Annotated in this window: 17 protein-coding genes; 7 read left to right on the top strand and 10 right to left on the bottom strand. The window is 75.0% G+C overall.

What is annotated here, in order from left to right; genetic code table 11:
- Positions 1-15: 15 nt before the first annotated feature.
- From moaC to ACPXCB_RS13375, 4 genes are all read left to right on the top strand, one after another.
- Positions 16-507 (top strand): cyclic pyranopterin monophosphate synthase MoaC, encoded by a 492-nt coding sequence (gene moaC / locus ACPXCB_RS13390; RefSeq protein WP_425875279.1) that lies wholly within the window; start codon positions 16-18, stop codon positions 505-507.
- The gene (locus ACPXCB_RS13385; protein WP_121399159.1) at positions 504-974 is read left to right on the top strand and encodes a MogA/MoaB family molybdenum cofactor biosynthesis protein; all 471 of its coding nucleotides are present in this window, start codon (positions 504-506) and stop codon (positions 972-974) included. The genes moaC and ACPXCB_RS13385 overlap by 4 nt, the downstream gene beginning before the upstream one ends.
- Before the next feature lie 82 nt (positions 975-1,056).
- Entirely contained in the window at positions 1,057-2,316 is a 1,260-nt protein-coding gene (locus ACPXCB_RS13380) for a molybdopterin molybdotransferase MoeA (protein ID WP_425875277.1), read from the top strand.
- Positions 2,313-2,762: a molybdenum cofactor biosynthesis protein MoaE gene (locus tag ACPXCB_RS13375; RefSeq protein WP_425875275.1), complete on the top strand. Its 450-nt coding sequence runs from the start codon at positions 2,313-2,315 to the stop codon at positions 2,760-2,762. The genes ACPXCB_RS13380 and ACPXCB_RS13375 overlap by 4 nt, the downstream gene beginning before the upstream one ends.
- A gap of 16 nt (positions 2,763-2,778) precedes the next feature.
- On the opposite strand, the gene ACPXCB_RS13370 is transcribed toward ACPXCB_RS13375, so the two are convergent.
- The gene (locus tag ACPXCB_RS13370; protein ID WP_425875273.1) at positions 2,779-4,221 is read right to left on the bottom strand and encodes a glycosyltransferase 87 family protein; all 1,443 of its coding nucleotides are present in this window, start codon (positions 4,219-4,221) and stop codon (positions 2,779-2,781) included.
- A gap of 215 nt (positions 4,222-4,436) precedes the next feature.
- Positions 4,437-4,982, bottom strand: a complete 546-nt coding sequence (locus ACPXCB_RS13365; protein ID WP_425875272.1) for a DoxX family protein — start codon at positions 4,980-4,982, stop codon at positions 4,437-4,439.
- Between the two features lie 125 nt (positions 4,983-5,107).
- On the opposite strand from ACPXCB_RS13365, the gene ACPXCB_RS13360 reads away from it, so the two are divergent.
- Positions 5,108-5,662: a GNAT family N-acetyltransferase gene (locus ACPXCB_RS13360; RefSeq protein WP_425875487.1), complete on the top strand. Its 555-nt coding sequence runs from the start codon at positions 5,108-5,110 to the stop codon at positions 5,660-5,662.
- 24 nt (positions 5,663-5,686) lie between these two features.
- Here the strand turns inward: ACPXCB_RS13360 and ACPXCB_RS13355 are convergent, their stop codons facing one another.
- From ACPXCB_RS13355 to ACPXCB_RS13345, 3 genes are all read right to left on the bottom strand, one after another.
- The gene (locus ACPXCB_RS13355) at positions 5,687-6,928 is read right to left on the bottom strand and encodes an AAA family ATPase (protein ID WP_425875271.1); all 1,242 of its coding nucleotides are present in this window, start codon (positions 6,926-6,928) and stop codon (positions 5,687-5,689) included.
- A gap of 141 nt (positions 6,929-7,069) precedes the next feature.
- Complete coding sequence (locus tag ACPXCB_RS13350) at positions 7,070-7,543, bottom strand: LppU/SCO3897 family protein (protein WP_425875485.1); 474 nt, start codon at positions 7,541-7,543, stop codon at positions 7,070-7,072.
- 512 nt (positions 7,544-8,055) lie between these two features.
- Positions 8,056-8,598, bottom strand: coding sequence for an LppU/SCO3897 family protein (locus ACPXCB_RS13345; RefSeq protein ID WP_425875483.1), 543 nt, complete (start codon positions 8,596-8,598; stop codon positions 8,056-8,058).
- Positions 8,599-8,825: 227 nt separating this feature from the next.
- On the opposite strand from ACPXCB_RS13345, the gene ACPXCB_RS13340 reads away from it, so the two are divergent.
- Both ACPXCB_RS13340 and ACPXCB_RS13335 read left to right on the top strand, forming a co-directional pair.
- Entirely contained in the window at positions 8,826-9,854 is a 1,029-nt protein-coding gene (locus ACPXCB_RS13340; RefSeq protein WP_425875269.1) for an EamA family transporter, read from the top strand.
- Positions 9,855-9,863: 9 nt separating this feature from the next.
- Positions 9,864-10,646 (top strand): prepilin peptidase, encoded by a 783-nt coding sequence (locus ACPXCB_RS13335; RefSeq protein WP_425875267.1) that lies wholly within the window; start codon positions 9,864-9,866, stop codon positions 10,644-10,646.
- Positions 10,647-10,695: 49 nt separating this feature from the next.
- On the opposite strand, the gene ACPXCB_RS13330 is transcribed toward ACPXCB_RS13335, so the two are convergent.
- The 5 genes from ACPXCB_RS13330 to ACPXCB_RS13310 all read right to left on the bottom strand — a co-directional run bounded on the left by ACPXCB_RS13330 (position 10,696) and on the right by ACPXCB_RS13310 (position 17,514).
- Positions 10,696-13,890, bottom strand: a complete 3,195-nt coding sequence (locus ACPXCB_RS13330; protein WP_425875265.1) for a UvrD-helicase domain-containing protein — start codon at positions 13,888-13,890, stop codon at positions 10,696-10,698.
- A 100-nt stretch (positions 13,891-13,990) separates the two neighbouring features.
- Positions 13,991-15,235 (bottom strand): metallophosphoesterase, encoded by a 1,245-nt coding sequence (locus ACPXCB_RS13325; RefSeq protein ID WP_132235534.1) that lies wholly within the window; start codon positions 15,233-15,235, stop codon positions 13,991-13,993.
- 13 nt (positions 15,236-15,248) lie between these two features.
- Positions 15,249-15,536 carry a MoaD/ThiS family protein gene (locus ACPXCB_RS13320; RefSeq protein ID WP_425875481.1) on the bottom strand — a complete coding sequence of 96 codons (288 nt, stop codon included), beginning with the start codon at positions 15,534-15,536 and terminating at the stop codon, positions 15,249-15,251.
- Positions 15,537-15,589: 53 nt separating this feature from the next.
- A complete protein-coding gene (gene moaA / locus ACPXCB_RS13315; protein WP_425875263.1) occupies positions 15,590-16,603 on the bottom strand; it encodes a GTP 3',8-cyclase MoaA in 1,014 nt (337 codons plus the stop codon).
- Positions 16,600-17,514, bottom strand: coding sequence for a fructosamine kinase family protein (locus ACPXCB_RS13310; RefSeq protein ID WP_425875261.1), 915 nt, complete (start codon positions 17,512-17,514; stop codon positions 16,600-16,602). The genes moaA and ACPXCB_RS13310 overlap by 4 nt, the downstream gene beginning before the upstream one ends.
- Positions 17,515-17,537 lie beyond the last annotated feature (23 nt).

Here is a 17,537-nt window from a genome sequence, read left to right as displayed (position 1 = left end):
GATAGGCTCGCGAGCGTGACCGATCCCGCGCAGCTCACCCACGTCGATCCGGCGGGCGCGGCCCGCATGGTCGACGTCTCCGCGAAGGCGGTCAGCGGCCGCCTGGCCGTCGCCGCCGGCCGGCTCCGCACCACGCCCGAGGTCGTCGGGCTGCTGCGCCGCGACGGGCTGCCCAAGGGCGACGCGTTGGCGGTCGGCCGCCTCGCCGGCATCATGGGCGCGAAGCGCACCCCCGACCTGATCCCGCTCTGCCATCCCATCGCCCTGCACGGCGTCACGGTCGACCTGACGCTCACCGACGACACCGTCGAGATCACCGCCACCGCGCGGACGGCGGACCGCACCGGCGTGGAGATGGAGGCGCTGACCGCGGTGGCCGTCGCCGGGCTGGCGCTTGTCGACATGGTCAAGGCGGTCGACCCGGCGGCCAGCGTCGACGCGGTCCGGGTGCTGCGCAAGGAGGGCGGCAAGACCGGCCTGTGGGTCCGCCCGCAGGAGCGGCCGTGATCCGGGCCCGGGTGGTCGTGGCGTCCAACCGGGCCGCGGCGGGGGTGTACGCGGACACCAGCGGTCCCCTGCTCGTCGCGGGCCTGCGGGACCTCGGCTGCGAGGTGGACGGGCCGGTGGTGGTGCCCGACGGCGAGCCCGTGGGCGAGGCGCTGCGCGCCGCCCTGGCCGACGGGATCGACGTGGTGCTGACCAGCGGCGGTACGGGGATCAACCCCTCCGACCGCACCCCCGAGGTGACCCGGGCGCTGCTCGATCACGAGATTCCCGGCATCGCCGAGGCGATCCGGGCGCACAGCCGTGACAAGGTTCCCGCCGCCGCGCTCTCCCGGGGGCTAGCCGGTGTCGTCGGCCGGATGCTGGTGGTCAACCTGCCCGGGTCGACCGGCGGGGCCAGGGACGGCCTCGCCGTGCTCGGGCCGATCCTCCGCCACGCGGTCGACCAGCTCCGCGGCGGCGACCACTGACGACGCGGGAGAGCCGCGACCAAGCGGTGGGCGCGGCGCCGCTGACGGCGCGGCCGGCATGCCGCACCGTTAGGCTCGGCCGGTGAGCACGGAAACCGCCCCGGCCGCCGAGCCGGCCACCGCGCCCCCGCCCGCCGGCTGGGAGGAGGCCCGGTCCCGGGTGTACGCGGTCGGCCTGGCCGCCGCGCTCCCCGCCGTCAGCCGGCCACTCGCCGAGATCGACGGGCACACCCTCGCCGAGCCGCTGGCCACCCGTACGGACCTGCCCGCCTTCCCCACCTCCAGCGTCGACGGCTGGGCCGTGCGCGGCGCCGGGCCGTGGCGGCCGGTCGGGCGGGTGCTGGCGGGCGGCACCCCGGCCCCGCTGGCCGACGACGGGACGACCGTCGAGATCGCCACCGGCGCGATGGTGCCGGAGGGCACCACGGCCGTGCTGCGGGTGGAGGAGTCCCGTCGTACGCCGGAGGACCTCGTCGACGGCACGCCGCGGCCGGCGCCGGAGTGGCGCGAGCCGGGCGAGGAGGCGTACGCCGGGGAGGAACTGGTCCCCGCCGGCACGCCGGTGGACCCGGCGCTGATCGGCCTGGCCGCATCCTGCGGGCACGACAGTCTGCTGGTGCGGCGGCAGCCCCGCGCCGCGCTGCTGGTCTTCGGCGACGAGCTGCTGACCGCCGGCCCGCCCGGCGCCGGTCGGGTGCGCGACGCGCTCGGGCCGGCGGTGCCGGCCTGGCTGCGCCGGTACGGCTGCCTGGTCCGCCCGTCGGACGTGGTCGGACCGGTGGCGGACACGCTCCCCGCGCACGTGGCCGCCCTCCGCGCGGCGCTGAGTACCGCCGACCTCGTGTGCACCACCGGCGGCACGATGCACGGGCCGGTCGACCACCTGCATCCCACGCTGGAGGCGCTCGGCGCCGACTACGTGGTCAACACGGTGGCGGTGCGGCCCGGTTTCCCGATGCTGCTGGCGCGGCTGGCCGACGCCGACGGCCGGGTCCGGTTCGTCGCCGGGCTGCCCGGCAACCCGCAGTCCGCCATCGTCGCCCTGGTGTCGCTGGTCGCCCCTCTGCTGGCCGGCCTGGCGGGCCGCCCGATGCCGGTGCTGCCGCACGTCACGCTCGCCGAGCCGGTGCGCGGCCGGGGCGGGTACACCCACCTGGCGCTGGTCCGGTTGGACCGGACCGCCGGCACCGCGCACCCGGTCCGGCACGTCGGCTCGGCGATGCTGCGCGGGCTGGCGGGCGCCGACGGGTTCGCCGTCATCCGCCCCGGCACCTCCGGCGAGCCGGGGGACCGGGTGCCGGTCGTACCGCTGCCGCTGCTGCCCGGGGAGCGTGCCTGGTGACCACGCCGACGACCGACGCGTCGGGCCGGTCCGCGACGTTCGGCGACGTCACCGACCGGCCGCTCGACCTCGCCGCGCACGAGGCGGCGGTCGCCGACCGCCGGGCCGGCGCGGTGGTCTCGTTCCAGGGGGTGGTCCGCGACCACGACCACGGCCGCGCGGTGACCAGCCTGGAGTACGAGGGCCACCCGAGCGCCGGGCGGATCCTGCGCGAGGTCGCGGCCGAGATAGCCGCCGACCCGGACGTGTATGCGGTCGCGGTTTCGCACCGGGTGGGCCCGCTCGCCATCGGCGACGCGGCCCTGGTGGCGGCTGTCAGCACCGCCCACCGGGCCGCCGCGTTCGCGGCCTGCGCCCGACTGGTCGACGAAGTCAAGGCGCGGCTGCCGATCTGGAAGCGGCAGGTCTTCGCCGACGGCACCGAGGAGTGGGTGAACTGCCCCTGAGGGGCGGTCCACCCGGTCAGCGGCGCAGGCTCGGCGCGGCCTGCCGGCCGAACCTGTCGGCGTAGAAGGCCGGCTCGGCGCCGGGGCGCCACGGCAGGGCGGCGACCAGCAGGATCAGGGCCAGTGCCAGCGAGTTCTCCATCAGGGCACCGAAGAGGCCGTCCTGGTAGTGCGACACCTCGGGGAGCTGGTGCTCGTACGGCCAGATCGGGGAGACCAGGAAGAGCAGGTAGAGCCCGACGGCGGCGACGCCGTGCCGGAGCCCGGTCAGCGTCGGGTACCAGATCGGCGGGCGCAGCCCCGTCACCCCCGGCGGCCCGCCGTATCCGCCCTGGCCGGCCCGCTGCGCCAGCCCGCGGCTGGCCTCGCGACGGCGTACGGCGGCGTCGGCCAGCACGATGATCGCCGGGATCACCCAGACCAGGTGGTGCGTCCAGGAGATCGGGCTGATCACGTTGGCGGTGAGGCCGACCAGCGTGAACGCGGTCAGCTCGTCGCCGTCGGCGCGGGCGTTGACGGCGCGGGAGAGGCCGACCGCCAGCATCAGCACCGAGAACGCCAGCCAGAGCAGGCCGGGCGTCTCGATCGAGTCGTACAGCCGGGCGAGCAGCCCGGCCAGCGACTGGTTGGGCGTCATGTCGGCGGCCCCGACGCGCTCGGTCTGCCAGAGCACGCCGCCGAAGTAGGCCCGCGACTCGGTGCCGACGACCGCGAAGGAACCGACGGTCACCGCGATCACGGTGCCGATCGCGGTGGTCGCGGCACGCCACTGCCGCGTGATCATCAGGTAGGCGATGAACAGCGCCGGGGTCAGCTTGACGGCGGTGGCCAGGCCGATGCCCACGCCGGCCCACGCCCCGCTGTAGACGAAGCGCAGCAGCGGGCCGTCGGTCGGGGGGATGTGGGTGCCCCGGCGGGCCCGCCAGCGCAGGCCGATCAGGTCGGCCATGATCAGTGCGAAGAGGAGCAGGTTCACCTGGCCGTAGCCCAGGGTCTCGCGGGCCGGCTCGATGGCGACCGCCAGCGGCGTCGCGATGGCCACGGTGAACCAGAGCGGCCAGCCGAGCCGGTCGACGATCGGGCGGAGCAGCCCGGCCAGCACGACGGCCAGGGCGGCGATGCTGGCGAGCGCGTTGACCGTCCCGGCCAGCTCGACCGGCAGGTGCGCCATGGGCAGCATCACCAGCCCGCCGAACGGCGGGTAGGTGAAGCCCAGGGTGGTGCCGGGTGCGATGAACTCGTAGAGCTCGTGACCGCTCGCCCACCACACCACCGCGCCGTGGTAGATCTTCATGTCGAAGAAGTTGTACGGCCGCCCGAAAGCACCGATGGCGAGCCATGCGGCATAGGCGACGGCGGCCACGATGCCAGCCCGTACGACTGTCCTACGATCGATCCCACGCGTTACGCGACGGACTGGGGCGAGGCGGTCCACCCGTCTTCTGACGGTCGCCGGCATGGCGTGGCCACCCCCGTACCAAGGTCGTCCTACCCGTCCAGGTCCTGCACGGAGCCTAGAACGGCGCCTCACGTTAATGCCTCCCGCGTTATGCGACCGTGTCCGATCCCACACATGTTTTTGACATTTCCACCGCGTTAACGCCTGTCGGGTGGTTCAGGTGATTCGCGGCGTTGACACGTGAAGGCCCGGGAGGGGGTAGGTATCGACGCAGGTCAGCCAGGCAGTCGTCGGGCCGCCGCTGCCGATCGTACGGCGATCCGGGCCTCCCTGCGGGCGGTACGGACGGCTCGCTGCACGGAACGTCGGGAGTGGCCGATCCGGTGACCGGTCCGCCACCGCAGCCCCGGCCTGCCGCCGGTGTCGGCGGCGGCGAGCAGCAGCCCGCCGAAGAGGCCGAGGTTCTTCAGGAAGTGGATCTGGTTGTTGCGCCGCGCCGCCGGGTCGTCGTTGTTCCAGAAGGGATGCCCGGCGAGGGTCACCGGGACCAGCGTGCCGGCCAGGACCAGCGCCGCCGGCCGGGCGAACCGTCCGGTGGCGAGCATCAGCCCGGCGCCGACCTGCACCGCCGAGTTGACGCGGATCAGCGTCTCGGTGTCGGTGGGGATCCGGGGGTCGGTCTTCTCCAGCAGCGGAGTCACCCGGTCCGTCACGGGCTTCGCGGCCGGGACCAGCCGCCCGGGGTTCCGGAGGTTGGTGAACCCGCTGACCACGAAGATGCCGCTCAGCATGGCGCGGGCGAGGGAACGTACGGGTTTCATGGGTCAGTCATACCCCGTCGTCGGCCCGGCTACCCCCGCAACCGCCGATCCGGATCGGTGGACGTGCACCTCGCGCCACGCCGATTCGAGCGACCGTCGCTGATGGACGGCCCGTGAGGGGTAACGTGCCCCGCGTGACGACGCTGCGGCTGCGACCCGAGGACCCGGCCGACACCGGCGCGGTCCGGCGGGTGCTGGCCGGCGCGTTCGCCCGCCCCGACGTGACCACGCCGCCCGAGGTGGGGCTGGTCGAGGAGCTGCGGGACAGTGACGCCTGGCTGCCGGAGCTGGCGATGGTCGCCGAGTACGGCGGCGAGATCGTCGGCTACGCCCTGCTCACCCGGGTCCGGGTGAAGTCCGACGACCACACCGCGCCGGCGCTGGCGCTCGGTCCCGTGGCGGTCGCGCCGCACCGGCGGCGGATCGGGCTCGGCACGGCGGTGGTGCAGGCCGCCATCGAGGCGGCCACGGAGCTGGACGAGCGGCTGGTGGTGGTGCTCGGCGACCCGGGCTACTACCACCGGTTCGGCTTCGGCCGGGCCGACCGGATGGGCCTGACCAGCCCCTGGTCGGGTCTCGGCGATCCCTGGCAGGCGCTGGTGCTGCCGCCGGCCACGAGCGGCGAGGGTCCGCCGCCGCGCGGCGAGGTGCTCTTCCCGCCGCCCTGGTCCAAGGTCTGACACCGCGCCGCCCGTCGCGGCCGGTCAGGCCGGTTGGGTACGCAGGTAGCGGCCGAAGTGCGGGACGGTGAAGGCGACCGTGCCGCGTTCCCCGGAGTAGATCAGCCCCTTCTTGATCAGCGCGTCCCGGGCCGGGGAGAGGCTGGCCGGCTTGCGCCCGAGGGCGCGGGCGATCTCAGCCGTCGGCACGGCGGCGTCCATGTCGTCGCGTCCCCCGCCGTCCGCCTCGCCCTCCACCAGGGACAGCGTGGCCATGGCCCGCATGTACTCGCGTTCGGCCGGGGTGGCCCGTTCGAAGCGGGAGCCGAAGAAGCCCACGGCCAGCTCGGCCTCGGCCTCGGGCGCGGCGACCCGTACGTCGGCGGTGGTGATCGGCGAGCGGGGCGCGTGGTCCCAGGTCGCCTTCCCGTACGCCTGGACGAAGTAGGGGTAGCCGCCGGACTTCTCGTAGAGCAGGTCGAGCGCCTTCTGCTCGTACTCGACCTCCTCGCGCTCAGCCGGCGCGCAGAGCGCCTGGTCGGCGGCGATCCGGTCGAGCCGGTCGATGCGCTGGTAGCGGAAGAGCCGTTCCGAGTACGACTTGGCCGCACTGAGCACGGCCGGCAGGTGCGGCAGCCCGGCGCCGACCACGATCAGCGGCGCGCCGAGCTGGGACAGCTCGTGGCAGGCGGCGCAGAGCGCCGAGACGTCCTCCGGGCCGAGGTCCTGCATCTCGTCGATGAAGATCGCGATGCCGGTGCCGACGTCGGCGGCCACCGTCGCGGCGTCGGTGAGCAGCTCGACCAGGTCGATCTCGATGTCGCCGGAGTCGGCGCGGCCGCTGGCGGCGGGCACGTCGATGCCCGGCTGCCACCGGTCGCGCAGCTTCGGGGCGGCGGTGCCGCGACCGGTCGGCGCGGTCCGCTGGGCGAACGCCTTGAGCACGCCGAGGAAGGCGTCGATCCGGTCGGGCGCGCGGTGCCGGGGCGCCAGTTCCCGGACGGCCATGTGCAGCGCGGCGGCGATCGGGCGGCGTAGCGACTGGTCCGGTCGGGCCTCGATCTTGCCGCTGCCCCAGAGGTGGTTGATCGCCTGGGAGCGGAGGGTGTTGAGCAGCACCGTCTTGCCGACCCCGCGCAGGCCGGTGAGCATCAGGCTGCGTTCCGGCCGGCCCCGGGCGATGCGCTCCAGCACGACGTCGAAGACGTCCAGCTCGCGCCCCCGTCCGGCGAGTTCGGGGGGACGCTGGCCGGCGCCCGGTGCGTACGGGTTGCGGACCGGATCCACGTATCGCACAGTATCGGGCCGTCTAGCTGGGGGACTAGACATCCGTAGATGGGGCAACCGGCGTGTCGGGTCACCTGGATCGGTCTCGACACAAAACTAGGGCTGTCTAGCGTCCATGCTAGACAGCCCTAGTTTTGGTAATCAGCGCTTCTTCAGGCAGAGCACGTAGTCGAGGAAGTCCAGCGAGTTGTCGTGCACGTAGTTCGCGGTCGCCTCCGGGGCCCGGGTCTTGCACCGGTCGCCGTCCGCCGTGCCCGGGATCCGCAGGAGCACCTCGTACGTGTTGGGGCCGCAGGGCACCTTACGCAGCTCGGCCTTGCTGGCCGTGCCGTCGTTGACCACGCAGTCGCCCTTGGCGAACTCCTTCCTGCTGGGGCTCGGTGTGGCGGTGGTCGGCTCCACGCTGGGCTCGCTCGTCGGCTGGCCCGTCGGCTGGCTCGTCGGGCCGGCGGTGGCGTTCCCCGTCGGGGCCGCGATCGGGTCGTCGTCGCCGGCCTGCCAGAATCCCCAGCCGGCGAGGCCGAGGCACGGGCAGAGCAGGAGCACCGCCACCAGGCCGATGATCAGCGCGACCTTGCCACCGCTCTTGTTCGCGGGCGGAGCGGCCGGCGGCATCGCGTACCCGCCGGGCCCCGGCGGCGGGGCGCCCCACTGGTTGCCCGGCGCGGGTGCCGGCCCGGCCGGCGGATACGGTCCCGCCTGCGGGTAGCCCCCCTGGCCCGCCGGCGGCTGCACCCCGGGCGGCGGCGGATAGCCGGCCCCGGAAGAGGGTGGCGGCGGGTATCCGGCCCCGGAGGAGGGTGGCGGGTAGCCCGCCCCGGAGGAGGGCGGCGGGGGGTAGCCCGGTTCCGGGGCCGGCGGCTGCGCGGGCTGGTTCCACGCCGGGTCCTGCTGGCCCCACTGCGGGGTGGCCGGCGCTTCACCCCCGTACGGCGGCTGGCCCCACTGCGGTTCGTTGCCGGGCTGCGGCTGGCCCCACTGCGCAGCGGCCGGCGGTTGCCCCCACTCCGGCAGGGTCGGGTCGATGGGGGGCGGGCCGCCCGGGGTGCCGGGCGGGCGCTGGTAGGGGTCGTCCGGCTGTGCGGGTGATCCGTAGGTCGTCATCTCTTCCTCAGGGGTGCGGTGGCTCAGCGCTGCTTCAGGCAGAGCACGAAGTCGAGGGTGTCCAGCTCGCTGTCGAAGAAGTACCAGTTGGTGTAGCCGCCAACCGTGGCGCACTTCGCCGCAGCGTCCTTCTCGCCGCTGGTCGCCCCGTCGATCCGGCGCAGCACCTCGTACGTCTGCGGCGCGCAGTCGCTGATCAGCAGCTTGGGCTTGCCGCCGGCCGGCCCGTCGTTGCGGACGCACTGGCCGGCCTTGACGAAGCGCGGATCGGTGGAGGACTCGGGGGCGGGTGTGCTCGGCGCGGCGGCCGTCGCGCCCGCCGGGGACTCCGGCGGGTCGGTCCGGGCCGCGGGCGCGGGCCCGCTCGGCGTGGCGACGGGCGTCCTGTCGTCCTGGTCGAGCAGGTAGAGCGCCGCGGCCCCGCCGACCAGCACCAGCAGCATCACCGTGGCCAGCACCGCGACGACCGGGGCCGCCCGCCCGCGCCGGCGTCGCGGTGGCGGGGCGGGACCTTCCGCGTACGGGGAGGGGACGGCGGTGCCGTCGCTCCGGGCGGCGTACGGCACCGGGCCGTGCCCCGGCGGGGTCGGGCCGTACGCGTCCGCCCAGGGTTCCTGCCCCGCGGACCCGGCCGACGGACCGTACGACTCGTCGGGGTGCCGCCCGTGCCACGGGTCCGGGTTCCCGCGACCCGGTGGTCCGTAGTTCGCCATGCACGCCTCCCGTGCGAGTGGTGAGAGGCCGGCCACCAAGCAGGGACGCCGACGCCGACGTCACCGTAGCGTGTCCACCGATGAGCCCACCTCCACCGAGTGCGCAGCCGCCCGTCGACGCAGGTACCCGGTCCGGCCCGCCCGCCGGGGCGGGTCGTCCGGCTGCTGCCGCGCCGGCCCTGCTCTGGACCGCGCTGCTGCTGGTCTACGTCCTGTGGGGCTCCACCTACCTGGGCATCAAGATCGTGGTGGAGTCCATGCCGCCGCTCGGCTCGGCGGCCGCCCGGTTCGCCGCCGCCGGCCTGGTGCTGGCGATCGTGCTGCGGGCGCGGCGGGGGCGGGGCGCGCTGCGGGTGGACCGGCGACAGCTCGCCTCGGCCGCGCTGGTCGGGGTCCTCCTGCTGGCCTGCGGCAACGGGCTGGTGGTGCTCGCCGAGTCCGGTCCGGCGGGGATGGCGGTGCCGTCCGGGGTCGCCGCCCTGCTGGTGGCGACCGTTCCGCTGCTGGTGGTGCTGCTGCGTACGGTCACCGGCGACCGGCCCCGGTCGTGGACGCTGGCGGGGGTGACGCTGGGCTTCGTCGGCCTGGTGCTGCTGGTGCTGCCGACCGGCGGGGCGGACGCCGTGCCGCTCGCCGGGGCGTTGACCGTGGTCGCGGCGGCCACCTGCTGGTCGATCGGCTCCTTCCTCTCCGGTCGGATCCGGATGCCCGCCGATCCGTTCGTCGCCACCGTCTACGAGATGTTCGCCGGGGCGGCGGCGCTGGCCCTCCTCTCGGTGGGCCGTGGCGAGCTGCGCGGCTTCGACCTGGGCGCCGTGACCACCCGGTCGTGGCTCGCGCTCGCGTACCTGATGGTGGCCGGCTCGCTGGTCGCCTTCACCGTGTACGTCTGGCTGCTGCACCACGCCCCGATCTCGCTGGCCTCCACGTACGCCTACGTCAACCCGGTGGTCGCGGTGGCGCTCGGCGCGTTGTTCGCCGCCGAGCCGGTCACCGCGCCGGTGGTGCTCGGCGGCGCGGTCATCGTCGCCGGGGTGGCCCTCGTGGTGAGCACCGAGAGACCGCGACGTCCCGTCCGGGGGGCCGCGCCGGAGCCGTCGCGCCGGTAGCGTCCGCCCGTGTCGACCGGGCTGCTGGCATGCGTGGCGCTGCTCGGCGCCCTGGCCGGCCTCGCCGCGCCCCGGGCCGCCCGCCACTTCACCGCCCCGCGCGCACCGCGCGTCGCCGGCACCGTCCCCCGCGCACCGCGCGTCGCCAGCGCCGCGCCGAACGCGGTGCGGGACGCCGGCACCGCCTCGAACGCGGTGCGGGACGCCGGGTCCATGCCGCGTGTCGTCGAGGCCGCGCCGGGCGTGGTGCGCGTCGCCGGGGCGGTGCCGTCCGCCGGGTGGGGCGCGACGGCGGGTGCGGTCGCGTTCGCCGGGCTCGCGGCGGCCCTGGGGGCGGATCCGGTCCTGCCGGTCCTCCTCGTGCTGGCCGCCGTCGGGCTGGTGCTCGCCCTGGTCGACCTGGCCTGCCTGCGGCTGCCCGACCCGCTGGTCTGTGCCGCCGCGCTGGTCGTCGCCGTCGGGCTGACCGGCGTGGCGGCGACGACCGGTAGCCCCGGGCGACTGGTCGGCGCGGTGGCGGGAGCGGCGCTCTGCTTCGCCTGCCACCTGGTGCTCGCGGTGCTGCCGGGCTCCCGGCTGGGCTTCGGCGACGTGAAGCTCGCCGCCGTCCTGGGCCTGCCGCTCGGCTGGCTCGGCGGGTCGTCCCTGGCGCTCGGCCTGCTCCTGCCGCACCTGCTGCACGGTGTGCTGGTGCTCGGGCTGCTGGTGGCCGGCAGGGTGCGTCGCGACACTCCGCTCCCGCTGGGCCCGGCCCTGCTCACCGGCGCCTGGCTGGCCGCCCTGACAGCCTGAGCCGGTCACCCGCGGCCGGAAGGACCCACAGCCAGCCCGACGGGGTGGCTCAGATCAGGCGGAGCTGGCGGTCGCGGGGGCGGCGGGGTTCGGCCTCGCCGAAGCGCTCGAAGAGGCCCGGGTCGATGACGTCGAGGAACGGCGACGGGACGCACTCGCGTTCCGTTCCGTGCCGGCTGCGGCGGGCGGCGTGGGTCACGTACAGCCGGTCCTGGGCCCGGGTCAGCCCGACGAAGAAGAGCCGCCGCTCCTCGGCGACCGCGTCGGAGTCGGGGGTGCTGCCGGGCCAGCGCATCGGGAGCAGCCCGTCCTCGGCGCCGACCAGGAAGACCACCGGAAACTCCAGCCCCTTGGCGGCGTGCAGGGTGAGCAGGGTGACCGCCTCGGCGCGCGGGTCGAGCGCGTCCACCTCCGCCCCGGTGGCGAGCTGGGAGAGGAACAGCGGCAGGTCGTCGCCGCAGCGGCGGGCCAGCGGGGTGAGCAGGTCGACGGCCGAGCGGACGTCCTCCGGGCGTACCGCGCCGGAGCCGTCCAGCGTGGGCACCGCGAAGCGCTCCGCCAGCACCTGCCCGGCCAGCCGGACGCGGGCGGCCAGCGAGCCGTCGAGCCCGTCGGCGTGGCGCAGCTCGCGGGCGATGGCGGCCACCCCGGGCCGGTCCCGCAGCCGGTCGTGCGAGCGCTTCTGCACCGGGATGTTCGCCCGGGCGAGGGCGTCCACGATCGGCGCGGCCTGCGCGTCGGTGCGGTAGAGCACCGCGATGTCCGAGAACGACAGCGAGGTGGACCGGCCGTCGATCCGTCCCGAGTCCAGCGACCGGTGGGAGAGGCCGCCGACCAGCTCGTCGATGGTGCGTACGACGAAGTCGGCCTCGTCGGCGACGGACGCCGCCGGGTAGCGACCCACCAGCGGGGCCTCCGGGTCGAGCCGGGCCGGGTCGAGCCGGCGGCCACGGACCAGCGACGACGGCGCGATGGCCTGCACGGCGGCGGCCAGGATGGGGGCGGAGGACCGGTAGTTGCGGTTCAGCCGGACCAGCCGGGCGTCGGTGAAGTCCTGCGAGAAACGCAGGAAGTAGCCGACGTCGGCACCCCGGAAGGAGTAGATCGCCTGGTCCGGGTCGCCGATCGCGCAGAGGTTGCCGTCGGCGGGGCTGAGCAGGCGCAGCAGCTCGTACTGCACCTCGTCGACGTCCTGGTACTCGTCGACGAAGATCCAGCGCCAGCGCTCCCGGTAGTGCCGTACCAGCTTCTTGTCGGCCCTCAGCAGCGCGACCGGCAGGGTCAGCAGCTCGTCCAGGTCCACCAGGTCCTGCTTGCGCAGCAGTGCCGCGTAGCTGGCCTCGTCGTCGCCGGCCTCGGCGCGGGCCTCGGCCCGCTGGGCGTCGTCGGCGATCCGGAAGTCCGTCGGCAGGCCGGCGGCGTCGGCGTTCTCCCGCAGGATGGTCAGGCCCAGCGAGTGGAAGGTGCCGACGGTGACGTCCTCGGCGACCGGACCGAGCAGGCCGTCGAGGCGGTGCCGCAGCTCCTCGGCGGCCCGCCGGGTGAACGTGATCGCCAGGCACTGCTCCGGGAAGACGTTCAGTTCCGCGCAGAGGTAGGCGATCCGGTGGGTCAGCGTCCGGGTCTTGCCGGTGCCCGGCCCGGCGACGATGAGCAGCGGCCCGCCCGGCGCGGAGGCGGCCACCCGCTGCATGGCGTCCAGGCGGTCCAGCAGGCCGGTGCCGACCTCCTCCATGCCGGCGAGCATCGGCTCGAACGGCTCGTGCGGCGAGGGCGTCGGCGCGATCGGGGGTGGGGGCGCGGCCGGTGCGGCCTTGCGCTTCGGTTCGGGCTTGGCCGCCGCCGGGCGCTTGGCCCGGGGCTTCGGCGCCGGCTCCGTCGGGGTGCGCTGCGCCGGCACGGGTACGTCGAAGAGCGTCTCCTGGGCCCCGCCGGCGTTGCCGCCCAGCTCGGCCGGGTCGAAGAGGGTGATGACGCCGTACTCGCCGTCGTAGCCGGGGACCCGGCGCACGTCGCCCCGGCGCAGCCGGCCGATGCCCTCGGCGAGCAGTTCCCCGCCGACCCGGCCGATCTCGTCGAGCGGCGTGCTGGTGAGGATCTCCAGCTCCGGGCCGAGGGCGGCGATCAGCTCGTGGAGCTTCCCCTCCACCTTCTTGGACCGGGCGCCCACCTTGTTGATCTCGCCGAGCACCTCGGCCAGCGGCACCAGGTGGGTGACCTTGGGAGCGTGCGCGGGGAGGTGCCCCGACGGCCGGTCGGCCAGCTCCTCGATCCGGCTGAGTACGCCCACGGTCAGCGGCTTGCCACACTCCGGGCAGCGGCCATCGGCGGCCCGGGTCCGCTCGGGCGACCAGTTGATCCCGCAGAGCCGGTGCCCGTCCGCGTGGTACTTGCCCTCCTCGGGGAAGAACTCGATGGTCCCGGCGAGCCCGTCACCGGTACGCAGGGCGTCCCGGATCCCGAAGTAGTCGCGGGCGGTGGCGAAGACGGTGGCCTCCCGGGCCAGCGCCGGCGGCGAGTGCGCGTCGGAGTTCGACACCAGCCGGTAGCCGTCCAGGCTGCCGACGCGCCAGTTCATCTCGGGGTCAGAGGAGAGGCCGGTCTCCACGGCGAAGATGTGCTCGGCCAGGTCGGCGTAGCAGTCGGCGATCGCGTCGAAGCCGGACTTGGAGCCCAGCGCGGAGAACCACGGCGTCCAGATGTGCGCCGGCACGAGGTAGCCGTCGGCGCTGGCCTCCAGGGTGATCTCCAGCAGGTCCCGGGAGTCCAGGCCGAGGATCGGCCGGCCGTCCGAGCCGAGGTTGCCGATCCGCCCGAGCGCCGTGTTGAACCGGGCCACCGCGTCCAGGTCGGGCAGGTAGATCAGGTGGTGCACCTTGCGGGTGCGGTCGTCCCGCTTGTAGATCGTGGAGATCTCCACGCTGAGCATGAACCGGACCGGATCCGCCTCCGCCTCGCTCGCCAGCCGGGGCGGCAGCCGTCGGGCGATGTCCCGCTCCGCCTCCGGGCTGAGCCGGTGCAGGCCGGGCTCGGCCGGGTGCAGCGTCTCGCGGAGATGGTCGTACCAGGCGGGGTGGGTGAAGTCGCCGGTGCCGAGTACACCGATGCCCTTGCGCCGCGCCCACCAGCCGAGGTTGGGCAGGGTGAGGTCGCGGCTGCACGCGCGCGAGTACTTCGAGTGGATGTGCAGATCCGCGACGAACGGCGGGACGCCGCCGGGGGGTGCGGGACTGAACGGAGGCACGCCGCATCCTGTCACGCCCGCGCCATTACCCACCCGTCGCCACGCACACCCGTGACCTGAGCATCCGGTGCTGGACAACGCCGGCCGCCCGCGCTATGGGTCAGCGGGAGCGCAGCTCCACCAGCGTGATCTGCGGCTCGGCGCCGACGCGGACCGGCGGGCCCCAGAAGCCGGCGCCGTTGGTGACGTAGACCTTGGTGCCGTCGACCTCGCCGAGACCGGAGACCACCGGCTGCTGGAGCTTCACCAGCAGGTTGAAGGGGACCATCTGGCCGCCGTGGGTGTGCCCGGAGAGCTGGAGGTCGACGCCGAACTTCGCCGCCTCCGTCGCCGCGACCGGCTGGTGGGCGAGCAGCACCACCGGGCGGTTCGGGTCGCGGTCGCCGAGCGCCGCCGCGTAGTCCGCCGGGGCCGCCAGACCGGTGCCGGCGGCGGTGACGTCGTTCACCCCGGCCAGGTCGAGCACGCCGCCCCGGGCCTGGATCTCCGTCCGCTCGTTCTGCATGACCCGCAGGCCGAGCCGGTCCAGCTCCTGCACCCACTCCTCGACACCGGAGTAGTACTCGTGGTTGCCGGTGACGAAGTAGCTGCCGTGCCGGGACCGCAGGCCGCGCAGCGGCTCGGCCGCCTCGCCCAGCTCGGCCACCGAGCCGTCGACCAGGTCGCCGACGACGGCGACGATGTCGGCGTCGAGGCGGTTGATCGCGGCGACGATCCGCTCGGTGTGCGCCCGTCCGCGCAGCGGACCGAGATGGATGTCGGAGACCGTGGCGATCCGCAGTCCGTCCATGCTGCGGGGGAGCTTGGCCAGCGGGATCTGCACCCGGTCGAGCTGCGGCGGGCCGAGGGCGGTGCGGATGCCGTACCCGGTGAGGCCCGTGGCGGTGAGCCCGGCGAAGATCGCCGTCCCGCGGGCGAGCAGCAACCGGCGGGAAGGGTCGTGGTCGGGCTGCGCGACGGCGTCGGCGGCCGGCGGGTCCGCCGGCCCGGCCGCGCCCACCATGGCGGGCTCGGGCGCGGCGGCGGTGGGCTCCGCGGCGGCGACCCGGCGCCGCAGCACGAGCTTCGCCACCGCCATCGGCACTTCCAACGCCACGAGCAGGACCAGCAGGTAGAACATGACCGCGAGCCAGAGGTAGCCCGGCCACGCGAGCCAGTAGAGGCCCGCCTGGGTGCCGGCCATGGTCGCCGGTACGAGCAGCGCGAGCACCAGGGCGGTGATCCCGCCGATCCGCCGCCACCGGCCCGGGGCGGTGGTGTCCCGCACCAGGCGCTTCCACAGGTAGAGGTGGATCAGGCCGGTGACCAGCGCGATGGTGGCGACGAACGCCAGTGCCGCCAGCATGTGTGCGCCTCCCTCAGCCGCCCGCGAAGGGCGGCAGGACGTCGATCGTGGCCCCGGCCGTCAGCGGTGCCCGCCGATCATGACAGGTCACGCCGTCGACCAGGAAACTCGCCACCTTCAGGACGACGGCGAGCCGCTCACCGTGCCGGTCGGTCAGCTCCACGACGAGTTCGTCCAGGGACCGCCCGGCGGATGCAATCTCCTCGGTCCGGCCGGCGGCGGCCCGCGCCCCGGCGAAGTAGCGGACGGTCACCGGCGCTCCGGCGTCGGCGTCCCGGGCGGGCGGCCCGGTGTCAGCCAGGCGTGCCTGGGCGGGCGGCCCGGTGCCAGCCGGGCGCCTCGGTTCTGCCACGGTCAGCCTCCGATCGCGGACATCGGCCGGGCGGGCTGGAGGAAGGCCGGGTCGTCGATGCCGTGCCCGGCCCGCTTGCCCCACATCGCGGCCCGCCAGCGCCGGGCCAGCTCGTCGTCGTCCGCCCCGGCCCGCAGGGCCCCGCGCAGGTCGGACTCCTCGGTGGCGAAGAGGCAGGCACGCACCTGCCCGTCGGCGGTGAGCCGGGTGCGGTCGCAGTCGCCGCAGAACGGCCGGGTGACGCTGGCGATCACGCCGACCCGGGCGGGGCCGCCGTCGACCAGCCAGGTCTCGGCCGGTGCCGCGCCACGCTCCGCCGGGTCGGGGACCAGGTCGAACTCGCCGCGCAGGGCGGTCAGGATCCCGTCGGCGGTGACCATGGTCCGCCGGTCCCAGCCGTGCTGGGCGTCCAGCGGCATCTGCTCGATGAACCGCAACTCGTAGCCGTGGTCGAGGGCGAAGCGGAGCAGTCGGGGCGCCTCGTCGTCGTTGACGCCCCGCATCAGCACCGAATTGATCTTCACGGGGGTGAGCCCGGCGTCGGCGGCCCCGGCCAGCCCGGCCAGCACGTCCGCCAGGCGTGGGCGCCGCGTCAGCCGGGCGAACCGCTCCGGATCCAGCGTGTCCAGCGACACGTTCACCCGGTCCAGCCCGGCGGCGCGCAGCGTGGGGGCGAGCCGGTCCAGCCCGATGCCGTTGGTGGTGAGCGAGATGCGGGGGCGCGGCTCCAGCGCCGCCACGGCGGCCACGATGTCGGCCAGGCCGGGCCGGATCAGCGGCTCCCCGCCGGTGAACCGGACCTCGGTCACGCCGAGCAGGCGCACCGCGACCCCGACCAGCCGGACGATCTCGTCGTCGCCGAGCAGTTGCGGGCCGGGCAGCCAGGCCAGCCCCTCGGCCGGCATGCAGTAGGTGCAGCGCAGATTGCACTTGTCGGTGAGGGAGACCCGCAGGTCCCGGGCGACGCGGCCGTACCGGTCGGCGAGGACGCCGTCGGTCGGCGGGGCGGCGGTCACCCGTCGACGGTAGCGCGCCCGAGCCCGGCCAGGGCCGACCGGGCGGTACGGGCGACCGCATCCCGGTACGCCGCGCCGAACAGTGCGGTGTGCACCAGCATCAGGTGGAGCTGGTGCAGCGGCACCCGATCCCGCCAGCCGTCGGCCAGTGGCCACTCCTCCGCGTACGCGGCGAGGATCCGGTCCAGGTGCGGCGCGCCGCCGAAGAGGGCCAACTGCGCCAGGTCGGTCTCGCGGTGACCGCCGTGCGCCGCCGGATCGACCAGCCAGACCCGGTCGTCCGCGCCCCAGAGGGCGTTGCCCGGCCAGAGGTCCCCGTGGATCCGGGCCGGCGGCTCGTCACCGCCGAACTCGTCGATCCGCTCGACGACCTGCTCGACCAGGCCGGCCTCGGCGCCGGTGAGCGCGCCGCCGTCGACCGACATCCGGAGGTACGGAACGAGCCGGGCCCGCGCGAACCAATTCGACCAGGGGCCGTCATCGGGCGTGTTGTTTGCCGGCAGCGCCCCGATGAAGCCGTTCCACCCGGCCCCGAAGGCCGACGCCCCGGCCCGGTGCAGCCCGGCCAGCCCCCGACCGAACCGCTCGGCCACCTCGGGCGTCGGCTCGCCGGGCTCGATCCACTCCAGCGCCAGCAGCCCGGGCAGCGCCACCACCACCTCCGGTACGGCGACCGTCCCGGCCTCGCGCAGCCAGCGCAGGCCGGCCGCCTCGGCGGCGAAGAAGCCCTCCGGCGCGGGCCTTCCGGCGGTCTCCGGCCAGGTCTTGGCGAACATCGAGTGCCCGTCGTCCAGCGTCAGCCGGGACGCGGCACAGATGTCGCCGCCGGCGACCGGCGTCTCCCGGATCCGCTGGTGGGTCAGGAAGGTCGGCAGGTGCTCCGGGTGCGCCCGCAGGTACGCCAGATCCATCTGCGCAAGGTAACCCCTCCCAC

Source organism: Micromonospora sp. DT62 (assembly GCF_049847285.1).
Classification (GTDB): Bacteria; Actinomycetota; Actinomycetes; order Mycobacteriales; family Micromonosporaceae; genus Micromonospora; species Micromonospora reichwaldensis.
This window is presented reverse-complemented; position numbering and strand designations above follow the sequence as displayed.